General features: G+C 72.7%; 9 protein-coding genes. 6 read left to right on the top strand and 3 right to left on the bottom strand.

The genetic code is table 11. From position 1 onward, the window contains the following. Positions 1 to 420 precede the first annotated feature (420 nt). From ABZ497_RS28985 to ABZ497_RS28970, 4 genes are all read left to right on the top strand, one after another. Positions 421 to 3105: a sensor histidine kinase KdpD gene (locus ABZ497_RS28985; RefSeq protein WP_359809414.1), complete on the top strand. Its 2685-nt coding sequence runs from the start codon at positions 421 to 423 to the stop codon at positions 3103 to 3105. Between the two features lie 38 nt (positions 3106 to 3143). Beyond that, positions 3144 to 3824, top strand: coding sequence for a response regulator (locus ABZ497_RS28980; protein ID WP_329487688.1), 681 nt, complete (start codon positions 3144 to 3146; stop codon positions 3822 to 3824). Positions 3825 to 3898: 74 nt separating this feature from the next. Then, the gene (locus ABZ497_RS28975; protein ID WP_329487687.1) at positions 3899 to 4306 is read left to right on the top strand and encodes an OB-fold nucleic acid binding domain-containing protein; all 408 of its coding nucleotides are present in this window, start codon (positions 3899 to 3901) and stop codon (positions 4304 to 4306) included. Positions 4307 to 4308: 2 nt separating this feature from the next. Further along, a complete protein-coding gene (locus ABZ497_RS28970) occupies positions 4309 to 5073 on the top strand; it encodes a DUF3159 domain-containing protein (RefSeq protein ID WP_359809412.1) in 765 nt (254 codons plus the stop codon). A gap of 108 nt (positions 5074 to 5181) precedes the next feature. On the opposite strand, the gene ABZ497_RS28965 is transcribed toward ABZ497_RS28970, so the two are convergent. Continuing rightward, positions 5182 to 5853, bottom strand: a complete 672-nt coding sequence (locus ABZ497_RS28965; RefSeq protein WP_329487685.1) for a TrkA family potassium uptake protein — start codon at positions 5851 to 5853, stop codon at positions 5182 to 5184. After that, positions 5853 to 6521: a TrkA family potassium uptake protein gene (locus ABZ497_RS28960; RefSeq protein WP_329487684.1), complete on the bottom strand. Its 669-nt coding sequence runs from the start codon at positions 6519 to 6521 to the stop codon at positions 5853 to 5855. Before ABZ497_RS28960 ends, ABZ497_RS28965 begins: the two co-directional genes overlap by 1 nt. A gap of 229 nt (positions 6522 to 6750) precedes the next feature. Here ABZ497_RS28960 and ABZ497_RS28955 point away from each other — a divergent pair, with 229 nt between their 5' ends. Together ABZ497_RS28955 and ABZ497_RS28950 are read left to right on the top strand one after the other, a co-directional pair. Further along, positions 6751 to 8820: an APC family permease gene (locus ABZ497_RS28955; protein ID WP_359809410.1), complete on the top strand. Its 2070-nt coding sequence runs from the start codon at positions 6751 to 6753 to the stop codon at positions 8818 to 8820. A 314-nt stretch (positions 8821 to 9134) separates the two neighbouring features. Further along, positions 9135 to 10490, top strand: a complete 1356-nt coding sequence (locus ABZ497_RS28950) for a class I SAM-dependent RNA methyltransferase (RefSeq protein ID WP_329492100.1) — start codon at positions 9135 to 9137, stop codon at positions 10488 to 10490. 150 nt (positions 10491 to 10640) lie between these two features. On the opposite strand, the gene ABZ497_RS28945 is transcribed toward ABZ497_RS28950, so the two are convergent. Next, positions 10641 to 11723 (bottom strand): LysR family transcriptional regulator, encoded by a 1083-nt coding sequence (locus ABZ497_RS28945; RefSeq protein WP_359809408.1) that lies wholly within the window; start codon positions 11721 to 11723, stop codon positions 10641 to 10643. Positions 11724 to 12032: the final 309 nt, after the last annotated feature.

The following is a 12032-nucleotide window of genomic DNA, read 5'->3' as shown; positions in this document are numbered from 1 at the left end:
CCCGGAAGCTAAGCCTCACAGCGCCGATGGTACTGCAGGGGGGACCCTGTGGGAGAGTAGGACGCCGCCGAACAATCATTCCAAAGAACCCCCCGATCCTTACGGATCGGGGGGTTCTTTGCGTTTCCGGGCAAGGCGATCCCGGTCAGCCCGAAGAAATCCGGAGAGGCCCGGAGAGGCCCAAAGAGGCCCGGAGAGGCCCAAAGAGGCCCGGAGACCACCGACCGGCCGAGGGCACCTGGGGCCGTGGGGCGGCTGGCGGTGCCCCGGCCGAGCCGCTTCCGCCGTCAAAATGCCGCTAAAACTGCCTGATCAGCGGCCGGATCGCTGGAGAATCGCAGGCCACGCCGTAGTCTCCAAGGTGAGGGGAACACGTGTCCGGGGTGGTCCCCGGAACCGGCCGGATCAAGAATGGTGCACATGGGACGCGGCAGGCTGCGGATCTACCTCGGAGCGGCGCCCGGGGTCGGCAAGACGTACGCCATGCTCTCCGAGGCGCACCGGCGGCGGGAGCGCGGCACGGACGTGGTGGTCGGCTTCGTCGAGGACCACGGGCGGCGGCACACCGCCGAGCTCGTGGACGGCCTGGAGGTCGTCCCGCGCCGCGAGCTGGACCACCGGGGCGCCGCGTTCACCGAGATGGACCTGGACGCCGTACTGGCCCGCCGTCCGCAGGTGGTGCTCGTCGACGAACTCGCGCACACCAATGTGCCGGGCTCCCGCACCGCCAAGCGGTGGCAGGACGTCGAGGAGCTGCTGGCGGCCGGCATCGACGTCATATCGGCCGTGAACATCCAGCACCTGGAGTCTCTGGGCGACGTCGTCGAGGGGATCACCGGGGTCCGGCAGCGGGAGACCGTGCCGGACGAGGTGGTGCGGCGGGCCGACCAGCTCGAACTGGTCGACATGTCGCCCCAGGCCCTGCGCCGGCGGCTGGCTCACGGCAACGTCTACGCGCCGGAGAAGGTCGACGCGGCCCTCGCCAACTACTTCCGCCCCGGGAACCTGACCGCACTGCGCGAACTGGCCCTGCTCTGGACGGCCGACCGGGTCGACGAGTACCTCCAGAAGTACCGGGCCGAGCAGGGCATCAAGGGCACCTGGCAGGCGCGCGAGCGGATCGTGGTCGGCCTGACCGGTGGGCCGGAGGGGGCGACCCTGATCCGCCGGGCGGCCCGGATCGCGGCCCGCGGCTCCGGTGGCGAACTGCTCGCCGTCCACATCTCCCGCTCGGACGGACTGGCCGGCTCGGGATCCGGCTCCTCCCAGACGCTGATCGAGCAGCGGGCGCTGGTGGAGAACCTCGGCGGCAGCTTCCACGCGGTGCTCGCCGACGACCCCGCCGCCGGGCTGCTGGACTTCGCCCGCGGGGTGAACGCCACCCAGATCGTGCTGGGCACCAGCCGCCGGCCCGCCTGGCAGTACCTCTACGGCCCCGGCGTGGGCACCACGGTGACCAGGGCCTCCGGCGACATCGACGTGCACATCGTCACGCACGAGCAGGCCGCCAAGGGCCTGGGCCGGGTGCCGGTCCGCCGGGTCACCGACCTCGGCCGGTCGCGGACCGTGGCCGGCTGGCTGATCGGCCTGGGCGGCCCGCCGCTGCTGGCCCTGCTGCTGACCCACGTCGACGGCCTCGGGCTCTCCACCGACATGCTGCTGTTCCTGTCCCTGACGGTCTGCGCGGCGCTGGTCGGCGGTCTCTTCCCGGCGATCGGCGCGGCGCTGGTCGGATCCTCGGCGCTGAACTACTACTTCGCCCCGCCGATCCACACCTTCACCATCGACGAGCCGCAGAACATCATGGCGGTGGCGATCTTCACCGCCGTCGGCATCGCCGTCGCGTCCGTGGTGGACCTCGCGGCCCGGCGGACCCACCAGGCGGCCCGCAGCCAGACCGAGGCACAGACGCTCAGCGCGCTGGCCGGCACGGTGCTGCGGGGCGCGCCGAGCGGGGACGGCGTCCTGACCGCGCTGCTGGAGCAGGTCCGGGAGACGTTCCAGCAGGACGCCGCCGCGTTGCTGGAGCGGCCCGATCCGCTCGGGCCGTGGCAGTCGGTCGCCGCGGCCGGTCCGCGGCCGCCGCTGCGACCGGAGACCGCCGACGTGGACGTCCCGGTCGGCGACACGCTGGCGCTGGTGCTGCGCGGCCGGGTGCTGCCCGCCGAGGACCGCCGGCTGCTCGGCGCCTTCGCCGCCCAGGCGGCCGTGCTGCTGGAACGGCGCCGGCTGGCGGGGGAGGCCGTCGCGGCCCGGCGGGAGGCCGAGGGCAACCGGATCCGCACGGCGCTGCTCGCCGCCGTCTCGCACGACCTGCGGACCCCGCTGGCGGGCATCAAGGCCTCGGTCAGCTCGCTCCGCTCGGCGGACGTCGAGTGGGACGAGGCGGACGAGGCGGAGCTGCTGGAGGGGATCGAGGCGGGCGCCGACCGGCTCGACCACCTGATCAACAACCTGCTCGACATGAGCCGGCTGCAGACCGGCACCGTCACGCCGCTGATCCAGGAGACCGACCTGGACGAGGTGGTGCCCTTCGCCCTCGGCGGCGTGCCGCCGGAGGCCGTCCGGCTGGACGTCCCCGAGACGCTGCCGATGATCAGGGCCGACGGCGGGCTGCTGGAGCGCTCGCTGGCCAACCTGGTCGAGAACGCCGTCAAGTACAGCCCGGCGGGCGTGAAGGTGCTGGTCAAGGCCGATGCCCTGCACCCGGTGGGCGGCCGGGGCCGGGTCGAGCTGCGGATCGTCGACCGGGGGCCCGGGGTGCCCGAGGACGCCAAGGAACGGATCTTCGCGCCGTTCCAGCGGTACGGGGACGCGCCGCGCGGGGCCGGGGTGGGCCTCGGGCTCGCGGTGGCGCGCGGCTTCGTCGAGGCGATGGACGGGACGGTCGCCGCCGAGGACACCCCTGGCGGCGGTCTCACCATGGTCGTCACCCTGCCGGCCGTGGACCGGCCGCCGGAGCCGGCGGAGCGGGCCGACCCGGTCGAGCGGGCCGGCCGGGACGGGCCGGCCGAGCAGGCCGGGGTGCCCGAACGAGCCGAGCGCCCCGGGCCGTCCGGGCACCCCGCGTCGGCCGAGCCGGCCGACCGCCCGTCCCCCGTATGACCACCACCCTTCCGACTGCTGTGAAAGGCGGAGCCCGTATGACCCGGGTCCTCGTCGTGGACGACGAACCGCAGATCGTCCGCGCGCTGGTGATCAACCTCAAGGCCCGCAAGTACGAGGTCGACGCGGCCCACGACGGGGCGGGCGCCCTGGAGCTGGCCGCCGCCCGCCACCCCGACGTGGTGGTCCTCGACCTCGGCCTGCCCGACATGGACGGCGTCGAGGTGATCAAGGGCCTGCGCGGCTGGACCAGGGTGCCGATCATCGTGCTCTCGGCCCGGCACGCCTCCGACGAGAAGGTCGAGGCGCTCGACGCGGGCGCCGACGACTACGTCACCAAGCCCTTCGGCATGGACGAGCTGCTCGCCCGGATGCGCGCCGCCGTCCGCCGGGCCGAGCCGGTGGCCGGTGAGGACGACTCGCTGGTGGTCACCGAGAGCTTCACCGTCGACCTGGCGGCGAAGAAGGTCAACCGGGACGGCGCCGACATCCGCCTGACCCCCACCGAGTGGCACCTGCTGGAGGTGCTGGTCCGCAACGCCGGCCGGCTGGTCAGCCAGACCCAGCTGCTCCAGGAGGTCTGGGGCCCGGCGTACCGGACCGAGACCAACTACCTGCGGGTCTACCTCGCCCAGCTGCGTCGCAAGCTGGAGCGGGACCCTTCGCACCCGCGCCACTTCATCACCGAGCCGGGCATGGGCTACCGCTTCGAGGGCTGACCCCGAGGGCGCCCGGCCCCTCGGTCACCGCCGCGGCCTGCCGCCACGGCTCGCAAAACCGGTACCCTTCCGACATGAGTGGTGACAACAGCAGCGACCAGCCGCAGGGCCGCTTCCGCCGCATGCTCAGCCGGCTGACCTCCTCCACGGAGGAGCTCCAGGCGGAGGAGCTGCGCCAGGAGATCGCGGCGGAGTCGGGCTGCACCCCGATCGCCAGTTGCGGGGACCGTCAACTGGTCACCGTCGCCGGCACCCTGCGAACGGTGACCCTCCGCCCGCGGGCCGGTGTGCCCGCGCTGGAGGCCGAGCTCTTCGACGGCACCGAGGCGCTGGACGTGGTCTGGCTCGGCCGGCGCTCCATCGCCGGCATAGAGCCCGGCCGCCGCCTGGTGGCCAGCGGCCGGATCGGCCACGCACGCGGGCGCCGCGTGCTGTTCAACCCCCGCTACGAACTGCGTCCGGTCGGGCACGGGAGCGAATGAGCGTGAGCAACCACTCCGGCGGCGAGCCCGCCGCCCAGCTCGACCTGGTCGAGGCGGCTCCCGGCGAGGAGGAGGCCAGGCAGGCCGCCTCCCGCGAGGCGGCCTCCCGTGAGGCCGCCGACACCGTGATGAAGGCCTTCGGCGGTGTCCGCGGCATGGTCGACATGACGCTGCCCGGCCTGGTCTTCATCGTCACGTACAACATCACCCACCAGGTCCCCGCGGCCGCCTGGGCCGCGCTCGGCCTGAGCGGCCTGTTCGTGGTGGCGCGGCTGGCCCGGCGGGAGACCGTCCAGCACGCCTTCAGCGGTGTCTTCGGGGTCGCCATCGGCGCCTGGATCTCCATGAAGACCGGCAAGGCGGAGAACTTCTACCTGCCCGGTCTGCTCTGGAGCGTCGGCTACTGCATCGGCCTGGCCGTCTCGGCACTGGTCCGCTGGCCGATGATCGGGCTGATGCTCGGCCCGATCACCGGCGAGATGTTCACCTGGCGCAAGCAGAACCCGGGCCGGCTCGCGGCCTACACCAAGGCCACCTGGGCCTGGGTGGTGATCATGGGCATCAAGCCGGTGATCCTCTTCCCGCTGTACTTCACCCACAACGTCAACCTGCTCGGCTGGCTGAAGGTCGCCCTGGGCATCCCGCCGATGCTGCTGGCGATGTACGTCACCTGGCAGATCCTGCTGAAGGCGCCGCCGCCCATCAAGGCGCAGCTGGACGAGGAGCCGGCCGGGGACGGGGCCGAGGCGCCGCCGGGCGACCGGTAGCGGCGGCGGAGCCCGCCGCCGGGACAACAAGCAGCGGGGCCCGCATTCTGATCCGAGTGCGGGCCCCGCTGCCGTGCCAGCCGTGGCGTCCGTCGTCGGCCGGAGCCGCTACTGCGCGCCGGAGGTCGCGGAGAGCAGGTCCTCCAGCTCCTCCTCGCGCTCCTGGGCGGCCACGAAGAGCAGCTCGTCGCCGCCCTCCAGGGTGTCGTCCTTGCCCGGGGTGAGGACCCGGCCCTCGCGGATGATGGTGACCAGCGAGGTGTCCGGCGGCCAGGCCACGTCGCCGACACGGGTGCCGACCAGCTCGGTGTCCTCCGCCAGGGTCAGCTCGACCAGGTTGGCGTTGCCCTGGCTGAAGCGCATCAGCCGGACCAGGTCGCCGACGCTGACCGCCTCCTCGACCAGGGCGGACATCAGGCGCGGGGTGGAGACGGCGACGTCCACGCCCCAGGACTCGTTGAAGAGCCACTCGTTCTTGGGGTTGTTCACCCGGGCGACCACCCGCGGCACGCCGTACTCGGTCTTGGCGAGCAGCGAGACGACCAGGTTGACCTTGTCGTCACCGGTGGCGGCGATCACCACGTGGCAGCGCTGCAGCGCCGCCTCGTCCAGCGAGGTGATCTCGCAGGCGTCGGCCAGCAGCCACTCCGCCATGGGCACCCGCTCCACCGAGATGGAGTTCGGGTTCTTGTCGATCAGCAGGACCTCGTGGCCGTTCTCCAGCAGCTCGCTCGCGATCGAGCGGCCGACGGCCCCGGCCCCGGCAATGGCGACGCGCATCAGTGACCCTCTTCCTTCGGCCCCTGGGCGAACGCGGCCTCGACGGCCGGCAGGTCGGCCCGGCGCGCCATGACGTGCACCAGGTCGCCCTCCTGCACCACCATCTGCGGCGTGGGCAGCACGCCCTCGCCGAGCCGGGTGACGAACGCCACCCGGGTGCCGGAGGCCTCCTCCAGCCCGCTGATCCGGTGGCCGACCCAGTGCGGGTCGTAGGCGACCTCGGCGAGTTGCACGGTGCCGCTCGGGTCCTGCCAGAGCGGCTCGGCGCCGCTCGGCAGCAGCCGGCGCAGCATCTGGTCGGCGGTCCAGCGGACGGTGGCCACCGTCGGGATGCCCAGGCGCTGGTAGACCTCGGCGCGCCGGGGGTCGTAGATCCGGGCCGCGACGTTCTCCACGCCGAAGTTCTCCCGGGCCACCCGGGCCGCGATGATGTTGGAGTTGTCACCGCTGGAGACGGCGGCGAACGCGCCGGCCTCCTCGATGCCCGCCTCCTTCAGGGTGTCCTGGTCGAAGCCGACGCCGGTGACCCGCCGGCCGTTGAATCCGGCGCCGAGGCGGCGGAACGCGGTCGGGTCCTGGTCGACCACGGCGACCGAGTGCCCCTGTTTCTCGAGTGCTCTGGCGAGGGCGGACCCCACGCGGCCGCAGCCCATGATGACGATGTGCACCGGCGCTACCTCACCCGTCCCGTTGGGTTCTTGACCTGCGCAAACACCGTTCGTCTTCCTTTCCCGCCCGGTCGCCCGGGGCGAGCGTGTTCGTGGGGCTGGGTACGACAACCTGAGTGTTGCCCGCCTGCTCGTATCCGACACGCTAGCCGGTCCACCGAACACAGTCGCGACGAAGGGGGGGCCATAAGTCGGACCCCGGGCCTAAGAGCCCCTACGATTCCTTAACGTGCCTATGCCGACTGACCTTCCGAAACGCATCCTGATCGGGCGTGCGCTGCGCAGCGACAAGCTCGGGGAAACGCTGCTCCCCAAGCGCATCGCGCTGCCCGTCTTCGCCTCGGACGCGCTCTCCTCGGTCGCGTACGCGCCCGAGGAAATCCTGCTGACGCTCTCCCTGGCGGGTGCCTCGGCCATTCATTTCTCCTGGCAGATCGGCGTCGTCGTCGCCGTCGTGATGCTCGCCGTGGTGGCCTCGTACCGGCAGAACGTGCACGCGTACCCGAGCGGCGGTGGCGACTACGAGGTCGCCACCGTGAACCACGGTCCCAACTCCGGCCTGGTGGTCGCCAGCGCCCTGATGGTCGACTACATCCTCACCGTGGCGGTCTCCACCACCTCCGGGGTGGCCAACGTGGTGTCCGCGGTGCCCTCGCTGCGCGGCCACGAGCTGACCCTGTCCGTGGTCGTGGTCATCGTGCTGATGGGCATGAACCTGCGCGGTGTCCGCGAGTCCGGCAGCGCCTTCGCCGTCCCGACGTACGCCTTCATGGTCGGTGTGCTCGGCATGGTGGTGTACGGCGTGGTCCGGCACTTCGGCCTGGGGCAGGACATCCCCGCCGAGAGCTCCGGGTTCCACCTGCAGGCCACGCCCGGCAACGAGTCGCTGGCCGGCTTCGCGATGGTGTTCCTGCTGCTCAAGGCGTTCTCCTCGGGCTGTGCCGCGCTGACCGGCGTCGAGGCGATCTCCAACGGTGTGCCGGCCTTCCGCAAGCCGAAGAGCAAGAACGCGGCGACCACGCTGCTGATGATGGCGTCCATCGCCGTGGTGATGTTCATGGGCATCATCTGGCTGGCCCGCCTCACCCATGTCCAGATGGCCGAGAACCCCGCCGAGCAGCTGGTCGGCGCGGGCGACGGCTACCACCAGAAGACCGCGCTGGCCCAGATCAGCGAGGCCGTCTTCTCCAACTTCACGCCCGGCTTCTACTTCGTGGCCGCCGTCACCGGCCTGATCCTGGTGCTGGCCGCCAACACCGCCTTCAACGGCTTCCCGGTGCTCGGCTCGATCCTGGCCCAGGACCGTTACCTGCCGCGCCAGCTGCACACCCGCGGCGACCGGCTGGCCTTCTCCAACGGCATCATCCTGCTGGCGCTGGCCGCGATCCTGTTCATCATCGCCTTCGACGCCGACCCCACCCGGCTGATCCAGCTGTACATCGTCGGCGTCTTCGTCTCCTTCAACATGAGCCAGTCCGGCATGATCCGGCACTGGACCAGGCACCTGCGCACCGAGACCGACCCCGCCAAGCGCCGCCACATGCAGCGCAGCCGGGCGATCAACGCCTTCGGCCTGGTGATGACCATGGCCGTGCTGATCGTCGTGCTCGCCACCAAGATCAGCCACGCCTGGATCGCGATCGCCGCGATGGTCGTGCTGTTCGTGATGATGAAGGCGATCCGCCGGCACTACGACCGGGTCTCCGAGGAGCTGGTCGCCGCCGAGGAGCCGGACGACGTGGTGCTGCCCACCCGGGTGCACGCCATCGTGCTGGTCTCCAAGCTGCACAAGCCGGCCCTGCGGGCCCTGGCGTACGCGCGGCTGGCCCGCGCCCACACGCTGGAGGCCGTCACCGTCAACGTCGACCCGGTGGACACCGCGGCGCTGCGGGCGGAGTGGGACGAGCGCGGCATCGAGGTGACGCTGAAGGTGCTGGACTCGCCGTTCCGCGAGGTCACCGGGCCGGTCCTGGACTACGTCAAGAACCTGCGCCGCAGCAGCCCGCGCGACGTGGTCTCGGTCTACATCCCCGAGTACGTGGTCGGGCACTGGTACGAGCACCTGCTGCACAACCAGAGCGCGCTGCGCCTCAAGGGACGTCTGCTGTTCAAGCCCGGAGTGATGGTGACCTCGGTACCCTGGCAGCTGGAGTCCTCCGAACGGCGCAAGCCGCAGAAGGCCTGGTCGGCTCCCGGCGCCGTTCGTCGTGGTGAGCCGCGGGCGCCGAAGGCCGTAAAGTCGAAGGCCTCCGCACAGCCCGACGACACCGCTGACAGCAGCAAGGACTCCTCCCAGTGACCCGCAACACCCCGCCCCGCTCCAACGGCTCCAAGGGCTCGTCCTCGAAGGGGTCCTCCGCGAAGGGTGCCCGCAAGGGCGGCGCCGGCAAGCCCGGGCAGGTCGCCCGGCCGCGCTGGGGCAAGCCCGTGCGCCCGGCCGCCACCGACCGCGACGGCTTCACCGCGCAGACCGCCCCGCTCGCGCCGGGCGAGCGCGCCCCGGAGCCCGAGCCCGAGCGCCCGGCCCCCGCGCAGGCGCGCAAGGAGAAGCCGGCCGACCGGCCCAAGGGCGGGGACCGCCCGCGCAAGCAGGCCGTCCGCCCGCCGAAGGTGCTGCGCACGCCGCGCGCGCCGCGGGTCGAGGCCGCCCCCAGGGGGCCCGGCGGCGACCCGCTGGTCGGCGAGCGCTACGAGGTCGAGATCGGCGCCGTCGCGCACGGCGGCGGCCACTGCGTGGCGCGCCACGAGGGCCGGGTGCTGTTCGTCCGGCACGCGCTGCCGGGCGAGAAGGTCATCGCCCAGGTCACCGAGGGCACCACGAAGTCGCGCTTCCTGCGCGCCGACGCGGTGGAGATCCTGGAGCCCGCCAAGGACCGGATCGCCCCGCCCTGCCCGTTCTCCGGGCCGGGCAAGTGCGGCGGCTGCGACTGGCAGCACGTCACCCCGGGCGGGCAGCGCAAGCTCAAGGTGCAGGTGCTCACCGAGCAGCTGGCCAAGCTGGCGGGCCTCACCCCGGCCGAGGCAGGCTGGGACGGCACCGTCGAGCCGATCGGCGGCAAGCTGCCGGCCGGGCAGGTGCCGGCCTGGCGCACCCGGGTGCAGTACGCGGTGGACCAGGAGAGCGGCAAGGTCGGGCTGCGCAAGCACCGCTCGCACGACATCCAGCCGATCGACCGCTGCCTGATCGCCGCCGAGGGCGTCACGGAGCTGGGCGTCGAGGCCCGCGACTGGCCGGGCATCACCACCGTCGAGGTGATCGCCGCCGCGGGCTCCTCGGACCGCCAGGTCGTCCTCACCCCGGCGCCGGGCGCCCAGCTGCCGCTGGTCGAGCTGGACAAGCCGGTGTCGATCGCCCGGATCGACGAGCACGACAACATCCACAAGGTGCACGGCCGCTCCTTCGTCCGCGAGCGTGCGGCCGGCCGGACCTGGCGGGTCAGCAACGGCGGCTTCTGGCAGATCCACCCCGAGGCGCCGGACACCCTGGTCGACGCCGTGCTGGCCGGCCTGGACCCGCAGTGGGGCGAGAGCGCGCTCGACCTGTACTGCGGCGTGGGGCTGTTCGCGGGTGCGCTGGCCGACCGGGTCGGCGAGGAGGGCGCGGTGCTCGGCATCGAGTCCTCCAAGCAGGCCGTGGTCGACGCCCGGCACAACCTGGCGGTGCTGGACAACGTCCGGATCGAGTGCGACCGGGTGGAGACGCTGCTGCCGCGCACCGGCATCACCGCCACCGACCTGATCGTCCTGGACCCGCCGCGCGCGGGCGCCGGGCGGGAGACGGTGGCGCACCTGGCCGGGCTGTCGGCCCGCCGGATCGCCTACGTGGCCTGTGACCCGGCCGCGCTGGCCCGGGACCTCGGGTACTTCCGCGAGGGCGGCTACCGGCCGGTCTCGCTGCGGGCCTTCGACCTGTTCCCGATGACCCACCACTTCGAGTGCGTGGCGATCCTGGAGCCGATCGCGGCCTAGTCGGGGCTTCGCGGCCCTGGCGGTTCTCGTACTTTCGCAGTGACGCGCAGGCGGTGTCCGGACGCTCCGGGTGCCGCCTGCCGTCGTCTGCGGGGGCGCTTCGGGGCGAGCGGGTCTGCCGGCACCGGGTGGTCGGCGCCGGTCCCCGGGTCAGCCGAAGGACACGCCCAGGCCGCCGGCCGGCCCGGTGCCGGCGGCGCTCTCGGCGGCCGCGCTCTCGTCGCCCGCGCTCTCGACGGCGGCCGGGGGCGCGGCCGGGGCCGGCATCGTCCCGGCGGGCAGGCCCTGGTCCCGCAGCCGGCAGCAGACCTCCTGGAGGAGGGCGATGCCGGGCTTCTCCTGGTCGTCCGCGGGCCAGACCACGCCGAAGTCGCAGGGCACCAGGCCCTCCACCGGGCGGTAGCGGACGTCCGGGCGGGGGAAGAGCTCGGCCGCCACGGCGGGCAGGAAGGCCGTCGCCCCGTCGAAGGAGACCGCGGAGAGCAGCGACTCCACCCGGGTGACCTGGTGGCCGGTGTAGCGGACCCGGGTGCCGTCGGGCCGCGGGTCCATCGCCCAGAAGCTCCGCTCGGAGGGGGAGACCTCCGGGGCGAGGCCGACCATCGGCCGGTCGGCGAGGTCCGCGAGCCGGAGCACCGGCTGCCGGGCCAGCGGGTCGGAGGCGGCCACGCAGACCACCCGGGGCTCGGTGGTGAGGGGCTCGGCGTGGAAGCCCTCGGGCGCCGGCAGGTAGACGAAGGCGGCGTCGATCTTGCCGATCGCGAGGGCGGTGGTCTGCTCGACCAGGTCCAGGACGTGGAAGTCCACGTTCAGACCCGGGTGCAGGGTGGTGAGCGTGGCGATCACCCGGCGGGTGGCGGCCAGGGCGGCGGCGCAGTCGGTGAGCCCCAGCCGCAGGGTGGGCCCGTCGCCGTCGTCGGGCGAGTGCCGGGCGGCGTCGCGCAGCTCGTCCGCGGCGTCCACCACGTTCCGGACGAGCGGAAGCAGGGCATGCCCTAGGGGCGTCAACGTCACTCTTCTGCTCGTCCGGGTGAACAGCTGCACCCCCAGTCGGCGTTCGAGGGTGCGGATCTGCTGGCTGAGAGCGGGCTGGGTCAGGTAGAGCCGTGCGGCGGCGCGGCCGAAATGCAGCTCCTCGGCCAGCGTCAGCAGTGATCGCAGTTGGTGAACCGCCGGGTCGTCCACGCCGACCATCGCCGTTGCCTCCCATCGCCCCGGAGCTGGCTCCGCCATCCATCAATCATGCTAATCGATGGAGGATTGCGCGGAGCCTTGCGCGCGAGGGAAGCTGACAACGCCTCAGCGAGATCGCGGGAGAATCCGGTACGGCGTGGTCGGGGTGGCCGAAAACCGGCCGGCCGCTTCTTTCGGCGTGCCCTGATCCACCCGCGCACGCGGAGGCGCAGTCGTCGTTTCGGCGAGAACGGCCGTCGGGGGCCGGGCGTCCACTGGGCACGACCGATCCCGAGGCTCCCGCCGGGAACCACCGAGCACCATCCCAGAAGCGGTTCCGTGCCGCCCGGCGCGGACACGAATTCAGGA

Origin of the sequence: Kitasatospora sp. NPDC005751 (genome assembly GCF_040630835.1) — a bacterium.
Taxonomy (GTDB): domain Bacteria; phylum Actinomycetota; class Actinomycetes; order Streptomycetales; family Streptomycetaceae; genus Kitasatospora.
The sequence above is the reverse complement of the archived record's forward strand: the minus strand, read 5'-3'. Positions and strand labels throughout refer to the sequence as shown.

Bases quoted from the DNA above. Each gene is read 5' to 3' on its own strand.
- ABZ497_RS28965 (WP_329487685.1), bottom strand. From the start codon at position 5,853: ATGCGCGTCGCCATTGCCGGGGCCGGGGCCGTCGGCCGCTCGATCGCG.
- ABZ497_RS28985 (WP_359809414.1), top strand. From the start codon at position 421: ATGGGACGCGGCAGGCTGCGGATCTACCTCGGAGCGGCGCCCGGGGTC.
- ABZ497_RS28980 (WP_329487688.1), top strand. From the start codon at position 3,144: ATGACCCGGGTCCTCGTCGTGGACGACGAACCGCAGATCGTCCGCGCG.
- ABZ497_RS28975 (WP_329487687.1), top strand. From the start codon at position 3,899: ATGAGTGGTGACAACAGCAGCGACCAGCCGCAGGGCCGCTTCCGCCGC.
- ABZ497_RS28945 (WP_359809408.1), bottom strand. From the start codon at position 11,723: ATGGCGGAGCCAGCTCCGGGGCGATGGGAGGCAACGGCGATGGTCGGC.